We start from the raw sequence: 17,250 nt of genomic DNA, 5'->3' as shown, positions 1-17,250 counted from the left end.
TGTGCCATGTTTCCTATATTGGTGCTATGTCAATAAAAAGTACAAATTAAAATGAGAAAGTTCTAATTAACTTCCATATTTTAACTTGCCATTGACATACTAAGTTCCTTGACTTTTTCATATGTTTTTTCAAACTCATTTGGTGACATATAATTGCAGTGACTATGAATTCTTGTGGTATTATAAAACGTTTCAATGTATTCAAATACAAGAATATAAGCATGACGATAATTTTTAATTCTAAAACGATTTATCCATTCACGTTTAATAATTGCGTGGAAAGATTCAATACATGCATTATCCCATGGAAAAGCTTTCTTGGAATAACTAAGTATCATTTTTGAAGCAGCCTTTTGATATTCTTTTGATACGTACTGACTGCCCCTGTCACTGTGTATAATAACTGGGTTAGCAAGTTTTCTATTTTTCTTAGCTTTATTAATTGTGTCAATAACACATGAAACAGCTAAAGTTTCCGTAAGCGTCCAAGCTATAATTTTTCGAGAGTATAAATCCATGATGCTTGTAAGGTATACAAAACCTGCATTAGTCCAAAGATATGTAATATCTGTGCACCATACTGCGTTTGGTGCAGATGGATTAAATTGCTCATTTAGAACGTTTTCTAGTTTGCTGCTGAAATCAGAATCCTTTGTAGTAACGGTATATGGTTTTACATATTGAGCTTTAATGCCAAGCTCCTTCATGTATTTCCCAACTGTACGTTCTGATATTTTTTCACCAGCTTTTTGTATTTCTTTTGTGATTTTAGGAGCACCATAATTTTGGTGGGATTGATCATAGACTTCCTTAATTTTTTCCTTTACAATTTCTTTTCTCTTTTGTTGATTTGAAGGTAGGCGATGCAGCCATGAATTATACCCTGAACGTGAAACGCCTAATATACGAAGCATTCCGTTGACAGAAACTTGGCGTTTCCACTTGAGGTCTTCACATTTATCTTGGACTTCAAGATATATTGCTTCTGTCACTTTCCCAGAATGCTTATGGCTTTTTTTAATACATCAAGAGCATCCTTTGTATCACGAAGTTCACGCTTTAATCGTGCAATTTCCTTTTGTTCATCACTGGAATAATTACCTGAACCTCGAACTTGAATACCATTTTCGCTTTTAGAATCTCTAATCCACTTTGACAAAGTGCTACCACCTATATCAAGGTTTTGAGCACAACCTCTTACTCCAAGTTCTTTATGATCCATGTAATATTTTACAGCATCTTCTTTGAACTGCTTGTCATGTTGTTTTTTCATGATTAAGTTCCCCCATCTCTTATATTTATTCTAAAACTTATTAGGAACTTTCTCAATTTCTCTTGTACTATTTTTATTCTAACACCAATATATATAATACTTAATATATAGCCAATAAATTTACCATATATTTTAGGTAAATACGTTACTATAGAATCATTTGGATACTTATTAAACAAACTTATATAAATCATCTGTATGATTACAAATATAATTCCATAAGCTAATATTCCAATCCAAATATCAGTTTTAGTTTCTGGGGATAAATAAAATAGAACTGCACTACCATAAGGAAGTAAAAACATTATTATAAAAAATTGATGTGCTGTTATCTTTTCCTTCATGAATATATCTCTCCTAAAGCTTTATTGTATACCATATAAAAATGGTTAAATTACAATAATGTGTAAGTAAATTTCTATTATACAATAACAATAATCTTATATTTAATAATAGTCATAATATAAAATTATACTTTTATCAGCCTTTTTAAATAGTAAACTATAAGTGTTATTCCAGGAATAATAATTCCAATAGGAAGATTTACATATGGCAATACAAAATTCCAACCAGTATTTATATGTTCTGAATTATTTCTTGCAATTATTAGTGAAGTAATTAATACTAATACACCTAATATAGTACATAATAGCCCCCAATTTTTAACCTTAAATACTTGTGAAATCCCTAGTGCTGATACATACATCAGCACAGATATTTTAAAAAATCCACCTAGCATTAAAACCACTATAAATATTATATCTAATCTGTTTAAAAAATCTCCAATATGTACCAATCTAAGAGTTTCAAGTAAAGGATAGTCATTTGAACTAGCAAACTCATATCCTAAAGTTACTATAAATAAAATATTATTTATTGCAAGAAATACGCCCTCTAAAATTGATGTAAAAATAACAGTTTTCTTTAATTTGTTTTTTTGCATTAAAAAAGGATAAAGCATAGTCATAGTTATAAACTCACCATAGGGAAACGTAGAAAGTTTCCATCCCTTTGAAATCACTTTTATGAAACCCATATGTAAAATTGGGTATACGTTGTAAAATTTAAAGGCACCCTTAGTCATAAATAATAATATAAAAATAAGAATACTGGAAAATACTATAATTATAAAACCTATCTGTGCCATGTTCCCTATATTTTCAATACCCTTATAAACACTATAGGTAATAACAATCATAAAGACCGATGCTGTGATATACATAGGCATTCTTATCAGTGCAAAAGATGTTGTAAGTTCAGTAAAGTCTCTTAAATCTCTAGCAGCATCATATGCAAAAAACCATATATATATAACACTTAATATAAAACCAATATATTTCCCATATACTTTAGGTAAATATGTTACTATAGAATCTTCTGGATATTTATTAAAAAGATTTATATAAATCATCTGAATAATTATAGAAACTAATGCATAAAAAAGCATTGCAATCCAAATGTCATTTTTAGTATCCGGTGTTAGAAAAAATAAACTGGCAGTTCCATAGCCTAATAAAAACATTATTGCTAAAAATTCATATGATGTTATTTTTTCTTTCATGTTACTACCCTCCTAACCTTTTATTTAATAAATTTTATCTAAAAATTCTATCTATAGTGGAGGTTTTGAAAGAACTCCTGTTTTATTCACTTGTGTATTAACATTTATATCTACTTTTAAATTTTCAAAAATGTCATTCCAATTTTTTTCCATGTAAGTCCATTCATTAGGGTATTTTCGCATCATGATATTTCCAAAATCAAATATATCAAGCTTAAAATCTTTTTGAGCTTTATTTATTACTAGATAGACATCATTAAAAATAACTTTATTTTGTTCTTGAGCAAGCTCATCCATGATATTAGGATTTTTATTTGGATCTACATTTCCTGTCATTTCTCTTATTGATGATTTTGCTTTAATATTGACTTTAATATTTACATTATTATTATGTAATTTTATATCTGTTTTCTCTGAAGCTGATGTAACATCTAAACTTACCTTATAATTTTCAGGATATTGTATCATGTATTCTGCCATAAGTATATTTTTATCTATACTTCCACGAATCCAATTTAGTCCTACAGTTTCCCTAGTTGATAGATATCCTACAAGTTTATCCTTATGAAAAACTGCTGCACCACTTAAATTATAGTTTTTATTTTTATCTAACTTAGAATTATCTATATTAATTAAACCGCAAGTGGTTGATCTTGATCCATGAGCAACACTGTTTACAAAATCTAAATTAGTAGTAACAGCCGTTTCTCCTCTTTTCCTTTGCAACTCTAATAAATTTGTTACTGAAAGAGCAGCGGTAGTATATGTAGAAATTTTTGCACTTATAATATCCTGAGCCTCTCCATTTGTAACTAAAAAAGGTATTGTAGGTCTTATCTGATTATATCTTAGGGAAAAATCCATAATAGGGGCTATTCCCTTTCTTGCCATACTATCTCCAATGACAATATATTGTATATGAGCATAATTAAATTGTTCTCCTAATCTTTTATAAAGATTGGTTATAGCCTTAAAAACAGTTTCTCCCTCAGCAGTATAACTATTTGATTTTACATTATCACTAACACTGTTACTATCCATAACTTCAATAGTAACTAAATAATTATTATCACTAGTTAAGTCAAAGCCTACAGCCAATATAATCCCTAATCTCTCTATTTCCGTAGCATCTTTACATCCGGTAAAACTTACAACTGGTATAGCTAATATTAATAATATTATGATAAATTTCTTAATGATGTTCTTCATAGACATTCTCCAAAATGTTTTATTTTCTAAATAGCTTAATACTATTATCCAATTTTTCCATTGGTGTTCTAATAATAGTATCCTGGTTTCTCTTTAAACTAAAGGGCATAAATGGATACATATATGGTACTCCAAAGGAGCGCCTTGATGTCATGTATGTAATTAAAAATAATAGTCCACACAAAACGCCAAAAATACCTAGGGCACCACCTAAAAATAATATAGTATATCTAATAAAGAGAATAGTTGAGTTTAGTTCTGGAGATGGGATAGTATAAAGTGCTGTTCCAACAAAAGCAACTACGATTATCATAGGTGCACTTACTATACCAGCTCTTACTGCTGCTTCTCCAAGAATTAAAGTTCCCACTATACTTACAGTCTGACCAATGGTTCTAGGTATTCTAAGACCTGCTTCCCTTATTATTTCATAGGCAGAAAGCATTAAAAAACATTCCCATATTGATGGAAGAGGTATTCCTGATCGAGCTCTTATTATGGTAGTAATAAAAGGAGTAGGTATAAGTTCTTGATGAAAGGTTAATAAAGCCACATACACTCCCGGTAATGCTATAGATATCATTAAACCTATATATCTAAACCATCTATTTAAAGTGGCTGGTATATAATTTGTATAATAATCATCACTAGCTTGCATAAATTCAACAAAAAATGCAGGTACAGATAAAACAATAGGAGTATTATCTACAATAATAAGAATTTTACCTTCCAATAATTTAGAAGCTGCTACATCTGGCCTTTCTGTTTTAAATATAGTTGGTACTAAAGATATAGGATCATCATTAATAGCTTCTACAATATAATTAGATGCAATTGGACTTATTTTTATTTTTCTGATTCTGGCTTTAACTTCCTCTAATATTTTTCTATCAACAGCATCATCCATATAACATATAGCAACATCAGTTTTAGTTTCTTCACCAACTATAAATTTTTCCGTTTTAAAATTTGTATTTTTAATTTTTTTTCTTATAAGACTAATATTTTTAGCAATTGACTCTGTAAATCCTTCTCTGGGCCCTCTTATAGCGTTTTCAACATTTGGCTCCTGAATAGCTCTTTGTGGTGGCTCTTTAATATTTGCAATAAAAGCTTTATCTAGCATATCTGAAAAAATCACTACATTTCCATCAAGTATTGCATCTATACACTGACCAAAATCTTTACAAACGCTATCATCTTTTATAGCAAGCATATATTTTATTGACTGTTCTATATCCTTTATTTCAGTATTTTGCTTTAATGGAAATTTATCAATTATACTATCATTTATTAGTTTCTCAGTAATAAATTCATTTAAATAAACCATAGCAATTTTACCTTTATTATTATCATATAATGATATTTCTCTTATAATTAAATCATAACAATTGTTAAAAATACCCTTTATATAATTCTCATTTTGTTCAAGTATCTTATATATGCTTTGATTATTATTATATTTTTCTTTATTATTTTCTTTGTTATCTTTTTTTTCATTACTATAACTTAAAACTGTGTTATCAAAATTTTGTGGCTCATTTAGAGAAAAAAAATCTTTTATTTTTTTTAATATCATAAGCATCCCTTCTTTAATTATACTATTTATCTTTTAATGAAAATTAACTGTATAAATTTCATTAAAAATATTTATTTAGTTAAAATTTACACATATTTATTTCTAATATTGTTTAATGCATTTATATCTATACAGCCTTATAAATTAAAAAAATAACAGAGTCAATGAAAATTCTATTATTATATTTCCACTAAATCTGTTATTTTATTAATTTTTATAATAATTCTAGGTAACTTTTTATTTTTATTGATAAATCTAGGCTGCTGACTCATTCTTTTTTTCTTCTATAATTTCATGAAATTTAACAACTTTGCCTCTAAACGTTAGAGACAATGTAAAGAATACAATGAACACAAGCACTAAAAATGCAATATCCTTACCAAGTACACTATAGTTTATTCCATTTATAACTTCTCTTAATCCCGAAACCACATAAGTAAAAGGCATAAATGGAGAAATTACTCTGTAGAACTTTGGTGAAAGCTCTATTGGAAAAGTTCCTGCTGATGAGGCAAGCTGCAGAACTAAAAGTATTATACCAAGAAGCCTTCCTACATCCTTTAGCAAGAATATTAAACACTGCATTATAGATATAAAAACAAAGGATATAAATATATTAAATAAGTAGAATGCGAATAAATTGCTCGGTCTTATACCTATGAATAATACCGCTGTACTTACACAAATTGCTTGTAGTGCACCAATTCCTATATATACTAGATATTTTCCCATGACAATTGACTTTGCTTTTACCTTTATATCTTCATCCACTTCATCAGAAACTACAAAGAACATGAGTATAGCCCCTACCCATATAGAAATAGGTATAAAATAAGGAGCTAGTGCAATGCCGTAAGTTTCATCTGCAAATAGATGTTCTGTTTCTACATTTATGGGTTGGGATACAAAATTACCCATAGTAGTACTTGAATTTTTAAGATTCTTATTTAGATCTCCTGCACCATTTGAAAGTTTATCGCTAAGTTCCTTGGAACCGTCATAAAGTTTATTTGTTCCATCCTGTAATCCATTTGCTCCATCATATAACTTACTTGTTCCATCACTCAAACTCACTGCCCCATTATAAAGTTTATTTATACCATTATTTAAATCACTTGTTCCTGTGTAAAGCTTATTTGTTCCATCGTTTAAAGTACTTGCTCCATTATAGAGCTGTGTTATACCACTCGAAAGAGTTGGAGTGCTATTGCTTAAATTATTTAAACCATTATTTAATTGTAATGCTCCATTTCCAATTGCATTTGCTCCTGAAAGAATGCTGTTACTACCATCAAATAGTTCACCTATTCCAGGAACAAGATTATTAGTTGTACCATCCTTTAATTGCTGCATACCAGTCACTAAGCTTGGTTTATCATTAATTCCTATATTTACTGCCGTATTTAAGGCACCTACAGCTGAAGCTAAACCTTTTTGTGGATCTCTATTTGTAATTCCATCTACTAAACTTGGCTGCCCATTTCCCCCTACATTTACTTTTGCATTGAGAGTTCCTATAGAGCCTCCTAATTGATTTATATTAGATACTAAACCATTTTGTCCATTTACTTTAGTATTAAGCCCTTCTGATGCGTTCCCTAAATCATTTATTCCACTTGCAATATTTCCATTGGCCTTACTTACTGCAATAACACCATTATTAAGGCTTAACTCTTTATTTAATAATTCATTCATTTTAAAAACTAAATTAGCACCAATCTGCAATTTTCTACTATCACTGGTTGAAGAATTCATATACTCACTAATCAACTCTTGTAATTGTTGATCTTGAATAGCTTCATTTAATCCATTTGCTGATTTACTAAGTGAATCTAAATTAGAATTTACATTCTTACTTCCATTTACTAATCCATCATCACCATTTAAGCTGTTATTAATTTTCTGTACAGCCGACCCCAAACCCTTTTGTGGATCTCCATTAGTAATTCCGTCTACTAAACTTGGCTGCCCATTTCCACCTACATTTACTTCTGTATTGAGAGTTCCTATAGCACCCCCTAATTGATTTATACTAGATACTAAACCATTTTGTCCATTTATCTTATTATTAAGAATTCCTATAGCACCTCCAACTTCATTTACTCCTGTGGATTCACTAATCAATCCATTATTTAAGGTTGAAATCCCATCTTGTGCAGTTCTAATTCCTGTTGTAAACTTATTAATTCCACCTATTAATTTAGAAGAATCATCTGGATTGCTAATTCCAATTCCACTAACCAATTGATTTGAACCATTGAACAAATCAAGAACCCCATTCTGTAATTCTGGTATTTTACTGTTCAATTGTTGTAAACCAGTTTTAAGCTGACCACTTCCATCCTTAGCACTGGCTATACCTGTTTTAAGCTGGCTGCTTCCATCTACAGCAGTTGCCAAGCCATTCTTCAGTTGATTACTTCCACCCATTAAGCTTAAAACACCACTAGTTAGTTGATTGCTACCATCTTTAACACTTAAAATACCATTAGCTAATTTACTGCTTCCATCTACAGCCTGATCCATGCCATGTTTAACATTATATAAGCTATCAAAAATTACTTTTGTGTATTCATTTACCAATGTTTTAGTTATTTTATTGTCTAAATTTGTTTTTACACTTGAATATATCTTTGTAGCAATATAATTTTTCTTTGGATTATCCTTGAATACAATATTAGGTTTTTCAGGTACTCCATTTTTAGCACTAAGTGCCCTTTCTGAGAAGTCTGCAGGAATTACTACCTCTCCGTAATATTTGCTTCCCGTTAGACCATTATCGGCATTACTTTGCGATACAAATCGCCAACCAACATCATTATTTTTCTTAAGCTCATTTACTAAATCTCCACCATAGTTAACATTTTTACCATCATTTATAGTACCCTTGTCTAAATTTACTACAGCCACAGGCATATTTTGTAAATTGCCATAAGGATCCCAAAATGAGGATAGATAAAAAAGACTATAGAATAAAGGAGTAATTATAATAGCAACAACAGAAACTCCAATGAATCTATTTTTGAAAATTTTCTTTATGTCTCTAGATGTAATTTTTAAGAAATTCAATTTATCTTCCTCCCCTAAAGCTGTTATTTAAAAAAAGCATTTACCATTTTATACTGACTGGTCAGTTATATTTATAACTCTTTTTTTATTTACTGTCAATACTTGAAAACATAAATATATAAAAATAAGTATACAAAGATCATAATAAATCTATTATTTTTATTATAAAAATTTTATTGTAAAAGGGGCTGTCTCAAAAGAAATAAATATTCATCAGATCTGAGAATGATCTCATTTATTTATTAAAAATCAGATTTAAATTATTATTTTTAATAGCAGAATAGTTAAAAAACTGCCTCGCTATGCATAGATATGCATTGTGAGACAGCCTCTTGCTAATTTTTATTCAGTTATAAGCTTTTCATTCATTTTTAACCTAATATACGGAATTCTCCTATCCTCTATAGTTGGGAGATGGATAGTACATTACAAACCGTTAGAAGCAGGGAACTCTTGCTTCTTTAAATTTGATCAGTTGACTTTTGTAATCCTATACCCGTCAAAATATAATCCGTTAAATTGTTGATAGTACCATTAATATTATCACTTTCTGCATTTACTACTTCATAAAGAGATACAGAGCATAGTGTTCCTAAAAATGCATAAGCTAAAAATAGTGAATTACCTTCTTTAATAGAGCCTACTTCCATTGCGGCTTTTACAAACTCTTCAATATGAATAACATAACGCCGCATTATGTCTCTAAGCTCTAATTGCCTAAGTTCTTTACCCCAAAGCTGACTAGCAATAACTCTAAAAAAATCTCTATTTTCATGTATTAAGTTCAACTGAACTCTACACACTGCTTGTAATTTTTCTAGTGGGCTTTTTTCATTATTAGTTGCTTCATCAATCTCATTTTTCATGAGATCTACGCCTTCTGTGATTATGTATTTAAATATTTCTTCCTTACTTTTAAAATGATAATATAACGTTCCCTTAGCAACCCCTGCATTACTAGCTATTTCGTCCATAGTAGCACCATTATATCCATTATTTGAAAAAACTTTAATTGCAGAATGAAAAATTGCATTCTTAGTTTTATTCATAAAATCACCCCAAATCAACTGAAACATATTTTATTTGATTAATTATTGAATTTTTAAATTAATTTCACTATAGCTATAATTTACCATCAATACAATTCCATTTCATCCGATGACTATAGCCTCTAATACTCCCACTGCATTCTGCAAAAACCATTGACGCAAAATCTAAGATTTTTCTTCTCTGCTTAATTATACTATTAAAATGTCATATAACAATATATTTTGATAAAATTCCATCATATAAATAAACATAATTGTAAATTTATTAAAGAATTTATTTGTGCTATATAATTTTGACATTTTACATAAAAAGAGATTATAATCAACACTAGACCCGTTTAAATAAATTTGATGAGGAATTATAAAATGATTAAATACTATAATAGAAAAACCAAAAATTATGAAATAGAAAAGGTAGCTGGTGAAAAATATTTAAATTGGATATATAATTCTCCTATGGGAATGAATTTATTAGAAAAATTCTTAAAGAAAAAACTTTTCTCTAAATTTTATGGTTTCTATTGTAACTCTAAAATAAGCAGTTATAAAACAAAAAAATTTGTAACTAATTTTGATATAGATATATCTCACAATGAAAAATCTATAAATGAGTTCAAATCTTTTAACGATTTTTTTTCAAGAAAATTAGTTGAAAGTTCTAGGCCTATTGATAAAAATAAAAACTCTCTTATTTCACCCTGCGATGGTAGAATTACTGCTTTCAATGATATAAATCTAGATAATTTAATACAAGTCAAAGGTATAACCTATAAATTAAGTGATTTTATTAAAAATGATATTATTGCTGAAAAGTATAAAAATGGCAGTTGCATCATTTTAAGGCTTTGTCCTACAGATTATCACAGATTTCATTTTTTGGATAGTGGTATTTGTGAAGCTACTGTTAAAATTAAAGGCAGCTATTATTCAGTTAATCCCATAGCTTTAAATAAAATAAATGGGGTGTTTTGCGAAAACAAAAGAGAATGGAGTATATTTCATTCTGATAATTTTGGAGATGTACTTTATGTAGAGGTTGGTGCAACCTGTGTTGGATCAATAATACAAACTTACTCACCAAATAAAAGAATATCTAAGGGACAAGAGAAGGGATACTTTAAATTTGGTGGCTCCACAATAGTACTTTTTTTTGAAAACAACAGAATAAAAATTGATGATGATATATTAAAACAATCTAGGTTAAATTTTGAAACTAAAGTGTATATGGGTGAAAAAATAGGTTTAAAATTTTAATTTTTTATATTATGTAGTGTAGATTAACATAAAATTATACTAATTATTAGGTAATCTATTAATTATTTACTATAAATAATTAATATTGATTATAAATGAATAATTTTCATTAAAGTATTGACAAATGTAATTAAATTATATATCATAAAAGTGTACCAAATAGGTATAGTTTGTAGATAGGCGTGAGAAAATGAATATCATTCAAGAAAGTGATTATGCAATAAGAGCAGTACTTATATTAGCAAAAAATACAGAAAAAGATGTTTTAGATGCAAAAACTATATGCGAACTTGGGAATATACCTTTAAGATTTTTATTAAAACTTTTAAGAAAGCTTATCAAAGCTGGAATAATAAAATCTTATAGAGGTATAAACGGAGGATATGCACTGTTAAAAGAACCAATAGACATAAATTTAAGAAATATTATAGAAGCTATTGAAGGTCCTATAACTATAAATAGGTGTTTGTATGATAAGGATACCTGTTCCGCAAGTAAGGGAGATAATTGTGCTATCCATGGAGCATTATACAAAGTTCAATCAAATATGATTCATGACTTAGAAAAAATAAATTTTGAGGATTTAAGAAAAGATACTTGGTGAGTGCAGAAGATAAGTCTTTTATTTATCTAAAAGTATACTAATTTAGTATACTTTTAGATAAATAAATTTAAATTTTTATAAACTTATCATAAATATATTTTCAAATTTTGAGGAGGAATTAAAATGTCAATGTGTAAATCAGCCGATTGTAAGTTATGTGAATTTTTAGAGTCTAAGGAAGGTATGGAAACATCTTTTAACAGAGTGGAACAACAAAAAAACAAATGTAAGTTTGGTAAAGATGGTGTCTGCTGTAAATTATGTTCTAATGGTCCTTGTAGAATAACCCCTAAATCACCTAGAGGTGTCTGCGGAGCAGATGCGGATACAATAGTTGCAAGAAATTTCTTAAGAGCTATTGCCGCTGGTTCAGCATGCTATGTTCATGTAGTTGAAAATACTGCTCGGAACTTAATGGAAATAGGCAAAGGTAAAGGAAATTTAAAAATAAAGAGTCCAGAAACTTTAGATCAATTAGCAAATGCTTTTGGCATTAAAGAAGAAGACTTAAATAAAAAAGCTATAAAGGTTGCAGAAACAGTATTAAGCGATTTATATAAGCCAAGATTTGAAAAAATGGAGCTTGTTAAAAAACTAGGTTATGAACCAAGACTTAAAAATTGGGAGAAGAATGGAATACTTCCTGGTGGAGCAAAGTCAGAAGTATTTGATGCAGTAGTTAAGACTTCTACAAATCTTAGCAGCGATCCTGTAGATATGCTTTTAAACGCTTTAACACTTGGAGTTTCCACAGGTATTTATGGACTTATGCTTACGAATTTATTAAATGATGTAATGCTTGGTGCTCCAAAGATAAGAGCAGCAAAGGTTGGTTTTAGAGTTATAGATGAAGATTATATAAATATTATGGTAACAGGTCATCAGCATTCAGATATTGCTCATCTTCAAGATAGACTTATTGATGAAGATATTAAAAAGAAAGCTGAAGCAGTAGGGGCAAAGGGCTTTAAATTAGTTGGATGTACTTGCGTAGGACAAGATTTACAATTAAGAGGAGAACATTATGAAGAAGTATTCTCTGGTCATGCTGGAAACAACTATACAAGTGAAGCTGTTCTTGCTACTGGCGGTATTGATCTTGTAGTTTCAGAATTTAACTGTACTATACCAGGTATAGAAGATATAGCTGACAAGTATAAAGTAAAGATGATATGCATAGATGATGTAGCTAAAAAGAAAAATGCAGATTATGTTCCATTCAGTATGAAGGATGCAGAAAACATAAGTGATAAATTGATAGATGAAGCTTTAAATAGCTATAAAGAAAGAAGAGGCTCAGTTAACATAGACATTCCAAAGGATCATGGACATGATGATGTAATTACAGGGGTAAGTGAAGGATCTTTAAAAGAATTCTTAGGTGGAACCTTTGAACCACTTATAAAACTTATAGCAGAGGGTAAAATAAAGGGTGTAGCAGGAGTAGTAGGATGTTCTAATCTTACTGCAAAAGGACATGATGTATTCACTGTAGAACTTACTAAAGAGTTAATAAAGAGAAATATTGTAGTTTTATCTGCTGGCTGTTCTTCTGGTGGACTTGAAAATGTAGGACTTATGTCACCAAAGGCTGCAGAACTTGCTGGAGATAGTCTTAAAGAAGTTTGCAAGGCACTTGGAATTCCTCCTGTACTTAATTTTGGACCTTGTCTTGCAATAGGAAGACTGGAGATGGTAGCTGTAGAACTTGCAAAGGCATTAAACATTGATATACCTCAGCTTCCGCTTGTACTTTCAGCACCACAATGGCTTGAAGAGCAGGCACTGGCAGATGCAGCCTTCGGTTTAACTTTAGGTCTTCCACTTCATGTAGCAATTTCACCATTTATTGATGGAAGTGCTGTAGTTTCAAAGGTACTTAAAGAAGATCTAGTTAATATTACTGGTGGAAAACTAATAGTTCAAGAAGATGTTATTAAGGCGGCTGATGAATTAGAAGCTATTATTGAAGAGAGAAGAAAAAGTTTAAATATTTAAATTTAATTTCAATTACGGTATAAATTATTTATAGTATCATATTGTTAAACTCAATAATTTTAAATTAATTATCTAAAAACAAGAGGTTATTTGTATATTAATTAATTTAAAGAAGAATACACTTGGAAAGTTAAAATTAACTTTCCAAGTGTTTATCTGTAAATATGATACTATAGTATATGTATTTAACTTTTTTATAAATATTTTATTAATAATATAATTTTACTTATTGCAAAAATCCAATAAGTTTTGTAAAATTTATATTGTTAAGATAAAAATAATTTTTTAACTAGCTAACTATTGTGGATAATTGTGAATATTTTCACATAATTCTAACTAAGAATATAATTTTATTAGTGTACAAGTTATAATTGTGTGTATTTTTCAAATTTAATTTGGGAGGATTAATATGAATACAGTAATCATAAATGGTATAGAAGTACAAGCTGCTGAAAACATTACCATTTTAAAATTGGCAAAAGACAACAATGTAGATATATCTACACTTTGCTTTTTAAATAATTGTAATAATAATGTAAACAAGTGTGAAATATGTACTGTAGAAGTAGAAGGTAAAGGATTAGTAACTGCTTGTGATACTTATGTTGAAGATGGAATGGTCATAAATACAAACTCTGAGGCTGTTAATGAAAAGATTAAAAGTAGAATATCTGAGCTACTGGATATGCATGAATTCAAATGCGGTCCATGTAACAGAAGAGAAAACTGTGAACTTTTCAAACTTGTTATAAAATATAAAGCAAGAGCTTCAAAACCATTTTTACCAAAAGATAAATCTGAATATGTTGATTTAAGAAGTAAATCCTTAACTGTAGATAGAACAAAATGCCTACTATGCGGCAGATGTGTTAATGCATGTAAAATAAATACAGAAACCCGTGCTATTAAGTTCATAAATAAAGGTGATAAAACTATTATTGGATCAGAAGATGAGAAGTGCTTTGATGATACTAATTGCTTATTATGTGGTCAATGTATACTTGCATGTCCTGTAGCTGCTCTAACAGAAAAATTACACATTGATAGAGTAAAGAATGCATTAAACGACCCTGAAAAACATGTCATTGTTGCCATGGCTCCATCAGTTAGAGCTTCCATAGGAGAACTTTTCAATATGGGTTTTGGAGTTGATGTAACAGGAAAAATTTACACAGCATTAAGACAACTTGGCTTTGATAAAATATTCGATATAAATTTTGGAGCTGACATGACTATAATGGAAGAAGCTACTGAATTGGTACAGAGAATAAAAAATAATGGACCGTTTCCAATGTTTACATCTTGTTGTCCAGGCTGGGTAAGACAAGCTGAAAATTATTATCCTGAATTATTAGGTAATCTTTCATCTGCTAAGTCTCCTCAACAGATATTTGGTGTTGCAAGTAAAACCTATTATCCTGCTATAGCTGGGCTTGATCCTAAAAATGTAGTTACTGTAACAGTTATGCCTTGTACATCTAAAAAATTTGAAGCTGATAGACCGCAAATGGAAAATGACGGTATTAGAGACATAGATGCCGTTATAACTACTAGAGAATTAGCTAAGATGATAAAAGATGCTAAAATACCTTTTGCTAAACTTGAAGATAGCGAGGTAGACCCAGCAATGGGTGAATACAGTGGGGCTGGTGCTATCTTTGGTGCAACAGGTGGTGTTATGGAAGCAGCTCTAAGAAGCGCAAAAGATTTTGCTGAAGGTGCTGAACTTGAAAATGTAGAGTATAAACAAGTAAGGGGTTTAGATGGAATAAAAGAAGCAGAAGTAGAACTAGCTGGTGAAAAATACAGTGTAGCTGTTATAAATGGTGCTTCAAATTTATTTAAATTTATGGAATCTGGTAAGATGAAAGAAAAGCAATATCACTTTATAGAAGTTATGGCTTGTCATGGAGGCTGTGTAAATGGTGGAGGACAACCTCATGTAAATCCAAAAGATCTAGAGAAAGTAGATATAAAAAAGGTAAGAGCTTCTGTACTATATAATCAAGATGCTCATCTTACAAAGAGAAAATCTCATACAAATACTGCATTGCTTAAAATGTATAAAGATTATTTTGGTAAACCTGGTGAAGGACTTGCTCACGAAATACTACATTTTAAATATAAAAAATAGCGAAAAGCTATATTTTTCTGTGAAACTATAATGTTATAGAAAGATTTACTCACATCTCTTTATGATAAAAGCTATTTAGTCAAATTTTATGACTAAATAGCTTTTATATTTATATGTTAAAATAAATAATCTCCAATATGAAATTTTTTTAATGACTAGCCATTGTGATATCACACCACTCTAAATAGGAAGCTAACAAATACAAAATAAATTTTTTTGCGTATTTTTCTAAAAATGTAAATATAAGCAGTATATCCCTGGATAATTCATCTAGACTTAGTTTCCACTAAGTAAGATTTATTGATAATTTTGGTTATATATGCACATATAAACTGTACTATATCTGTTAAAATTTTATCAAACTGTACTATAATACTTAACTACAAAATTAAATATTTTTACTATAGAATATATTTCCCAAAAATATAATAATATAAAAAATACACTCTGTTATCAAGAGTGTATTTTTTATAATCAAACATTAGCTTCTTTTTTAAGAGCACTTACTAAACTTAATGAGACTCCAACCATAAAAATAATACCTGCTATGGCTCCAATATATGTCACTCCAAGTTGCTCTATTAACTTTACTACAATTAAGGTTATTACTACACCCCAAAATATTATCCAGTCACCACAGAAAAAGTCAAATATTTTTTTGAGTACACTAGTAATTATGTTCATTTTGCTATTCCCCCTAGTTCTGTTTTGTATTTCTCTTCTGCTATTTTATAACGTTTAAGCCACCACACAATTACGCCACTTAATGCAACGAAGAATACCATTAGTATTAGTAGGAATACATCAGAAAATAACCAACTTACTCCAAGACCTTCTCCTGCCCAAAATGTTCCAAAAGATGTAAGCATTATTCCAACTACAAATTTTAGCGTGTTCTCTGGAATCTTAGTAAGAGGTGTACGAACTATAAACCCGAGTATAGACACAACTGCAAATGCTAAAATGGCTCCAATAGTTGCTGCCCATATACCGTCAATTTTATTGCTTGTAGCAGTGGACCCAAAAGTTATAACTATAAATGCAACTTCTAGACCTTCCAGAAGCACACTTTTGTAGGAAGTAACAAAACCAAAACCATTAAACTCATTAGTATTTACATTACCAAGTTCTTTTAGTTCTTTCATCTTTTTTTGATATATAGCTGCTTCATCGTGTAAATCCTTAAAACCACTATAACGAAGTAGTGCTTTTTTAAGCCATTGCAAACCAAATAGTACAAGTATTATTCCTATAACAACTCTTAATACCTCAATTGGAATAAATAGTACTAATGTTGAACCAAAGATTGCAACAAGTACTGCTAATGTTACAAATGCAGCAAGCCCTCCCAATAAGCTACTTTTCCAGTTAATAGTGACACCTACAACTAGCACAATGGTCAAGGCTTCAACAAATTCAACTATTGAAGCAAAAAAAGATGGTAATATAGAAGACCAGATCATAATAATTCTCCTTTCAATTTCTTTTACTTTTATATATTCTAGTAAATAATTTATATC

At 29.5% G+C, this 17,250-nt stretch carries 14 protein-coding genes; 4 read left to right on the top strand and 10 right to left on the bottom strand.

Annotated features, from left to right (window positions below; all coding sequences use genetic code 11):
- Positions 1-80: 80 nt before the first annotated feature.
- The 8 genes from CLOPA_RS00345 to CLOPA_RS00310 all read right to left on the bottom strand — a co-directional run bounded on the left by CLOPA_RS00345 (position 81) and on the right by CLOPA_RS00310 (position 9,740).
- Positions 81-992, bottom strand: coding sequence for an IS3 family transposase (locus tag CLOPA_RS00345; protein WP_015613497.1), 912 nt, complete (start codon positions 990-992; stop codon positions 81-83).
- Positions 989-1,273: a transposase gene (locus tag CLOPA_RS00340; RefSeq protein WP_015613496.1), complete on the bottom strand. Its 285-nt coding sequence runs from the start codon at positions 1,271-1,273 to the stop codon at positions 989-991. Before CLOPA_RS00340 ends, CLOPA_RS00345 begins: the two co-directional genes overlap by 4 nt.
- A 2-nt stretch (positions 1,274-1,275) precedes the next feature.
- The gene (locus tag CLOPA_RS00335) at positions 1,276-1,617 is read right to left on the bottom strand and encodes a GerAB/ArcD/ProY family transporter (protein WP_015613495.1); all 342 of its coding nucleotides are present in this window, start codon (positions 1,615-1,617) and stop codon (positions 1,276-1,278) included.
- Between the two features lie 125 nt (positions 1,618-1,742).
- The gene (locus tag CLOPA_RS00330) at positions 1,743-2,834 is read right to left on the bottom strand and encodes a GerAB/ArcD/ProY family transporter (protein ID WP_015613494.1); all 1,092 of its coding nucleotides are present in this window, start codon (positions 2,832-2,834) and stop codon (positions 1,743-1,745) included.
- Positions 2,835-2,885: 51 nt separating this feature from the next.
- Complete coding sequence (locus CLOPA_RS00325) at positions 2,886-4,043, bottom strand: Ger(x)C family spore germination protein (protein WP_015613493.1); 1,158 nt, start codon at positions 4,041-4,043, stop codon at positions 2,886-2,888.
- 19 nt (positions 4,044-4,062) lie between these two features.
- The gene (locus CLOPA_RS00320; protein WP_015613492.1) at positions 4,063-5,622 is read right to left on the bottom strand and encodes a spore germination protein; all 1,560 of its coding nucleotides are present in this window, start codon (positions 5,620-5,622) and stop codon (positions 4,063-4,065) included.
- 255 nt (positions 5,623-5,877) lie between these two features.
- A complete protein-coding gene (locus tag CLOPA_RS00315) occupies positions 5,878-8,691 on the bottom strand; it encodes a YhgE/Pip domain-containing protein (protein WP_015613491.1) in 2,814 nt (937 codons plus the stop codon).
- 461 nt (positions 8,692-9,152) lie between these two features.
- Positions 9,153-9,740: a TetR/AcrR family transcriptional regulator gene (locus tag CLOPA_RS00310; protein ID WP_041710673.1), complete on the bottom strand. Its 588-nt coding sequence runs from the start codon at positions 9,738-9,740 to the stop codon at positions 9,153-9,155.
- A 366-nt stretch (positions 9,741-10,106) separates the two neighbouring features.
- Here CLOPA_RS00310 and CLOPA_RS00305 point away from each other — a divergent pair, with 366 nt between their 5' ends.
- The 4 genes from CLOPA_RS00305 to CLOPA_RS00290 all read left to right on the top strand — a co-directional run bounded on the left by CLOPA_RS00305 (position 10,107) and on the right by CLOPA_RS00290 (position 15,730).
- Positions 10,107-10,994, top strand: coding sequence for a phosphatidylserine decarboxylase (locus CLOPA_RS00305; RefSeq protein WP_015613489.1), 888 nt, complete (start codon positions 10,107-10,109; stop codon positions 10,992-10,994).
- A 190-nt stretch (positions 10,995-11,184) separates the two neighbouring features.
- Positions 11,185-11,598, top strand: coding sequence for an RrF2 family transcriptional regulator (locus CLOPA_RS00300; protein WP_015613488.1), 414 nt, complete (start codon positions 11,185-11,187; stop codon positions 11,596-11,598).
- A 123-nt stretch (positions 11,599-11,721) separates the two neighbouring features.
- The gene (gene cooS / locus CLOPA_RS00295; protein WP_015613487.1) at positions 11,722-13,596 is read left to right on the top strand and encodes an anaerobic carbon-monoxide dehydrogenase catalytic subunit; all 1,875 of its coding nucleotides are present in this window, start codon (positions 11,722-11,724) and stop codon (positions 13,594-13,596) included.
- A gap of 409 nt (positions 13,597-14,005) precedes the next feature.
- Positions 14,006-15,730 (top strand): ferredoxin hydrogenase, encoded by a 1,725-nt coding sequence (locus CLOPA_RS00290; protein ID WP_015613486.1) that lies wholly within the window; start codon positions 14,006-14,008, stop codon positions 15,728-15,730.
- A 474-nt stretch (positions 15,731-16,204) separates the two neighbouring features.
- On the opposite strand, the gene CLOPA_RS00285 is transcribed toward CLOPA_RS00290, so the two are convergent.
- The gene (locus CLOPA_RS00285; RefSeq protein ID WP_015613485.1) at positions 16,205-16,414 is read right to left on the bottom strand and encodes a hypothetical protein; all 210 of its coding nucleotides are present in this window, start codon (positions 16,412-16,414) and stop codon (positions 16,205-16,207) included.
- On the bottom strand, positions 16,411-17,193 hold the full coding sequence (locus tag CLOPA_RS00280) for a COG4280 domain-containing protein (RefSeq protein ID WP_015613484.1): 783 nt from the start codon (positions 17,191-17,193) through the stop codon (positions 16,411-16,413). The genes CLOPA_RS00285 and CLOPA_RS00280 overlap by 4 nt, the downstream gene beginning before the upstream one ends.
- Positions 17,194-17,250 lie beyond the last annotated feature (57 nt).

Source organism: Clostridium pasteurianum BC1 (assembly GCF_000389635.1).
Taxonomy (GTDB): domain Bacteria; phylum Bacillota; class Clostridia; order Clostridiales; family Clostridiaceae; genus Clostridium_I; species Clostridium_I pasteurianum_A.
Note: the sequence above shows the minus strand (reverse complement) of the source record. Positions and strands in the feature narration are given on the sequence as shown.

Coding starts and splice junctions, on each gene's coding strand:
- CLOPA_RS00340 (WP_015613496.1), bottom strand. CDS start 1,273: ATGAAAAAACAACATGACAAGCAGTTCAAAGAAGATGCTGTAAAATAT.
- CLOPA_RS00335 (WP_015613495.1), bottom strand. CDS start 1,617: ATGAAGGAAAAGATAACAGCACATCAATTTTTTATAATAATGTTTTTA.
- CLOPA_RS00330 (WP_015613494.1), bottom strand. CDS start 2,834: ATGAAAGAAAAAATAACATCATATGAATTTTTAGCAATAATGTTTTTA.
- CLOPA_RS00325 (WP_015613493.1), bottom strand. CDS start 4,043: ATGAAGAACATCATTAAGAAATTTATCATAATATTATTAATATTAGCT.
- CLOPA_RS00320 (WP_015613492.1), bottom strand. CDS start 5,622: ATGATATTAAAAAAAATAAAAGATTTTTTTTCTCTAAATGAGCCACAA.
- CLOPA_RS00310 (WP_041710673.1), bottom strand. CDS start 9,740: ATGAATAAAACTAAGAATGCAATTTTTCATTCTGCAATTAAAGTTTTT.
- CLOPA_RS00305 (WP_015613489.1), top strand. CDS start 10,107: ATGATTAAATACTATAATAGAAAAACCAAAAATTATGAAATAGAAAAG.
- CLOPA_RS00300 (WP_015613488.1), top strand. CDS start 11,185: ATGAATATCATTCAAGAAAGTGATTATGCAATAAGAGCAGTACTTATA.
- cooS (WP_015613487.1), top strand. CDS start 11,722: ATGTCAATGTGTAAATCAGCCGATTGTAAGTTATGTGAATTTTTAGAG.
- CLOPA_RS00290 (WP_015613486.1), top strand. CDS start 14,006: ATGAATACAGTAATCATAAATGGTATAGAAGTACAAGCTGCTGAAAAC.
- CLOPA_RS00285 (WP_015613485.1), bottom strand. CDS start 16,414: ATGAACATAATTACTAGTGTACTCAAAAAAATATTTGACTTTTTCTGT.
- CLOPA_RS00280 (WP_015613484.1), bottom strand. CDS start 17,193: ATGATCTGGTCTTCTATATTACCATCTTTTTTTGCTTCAATAGTTGAA.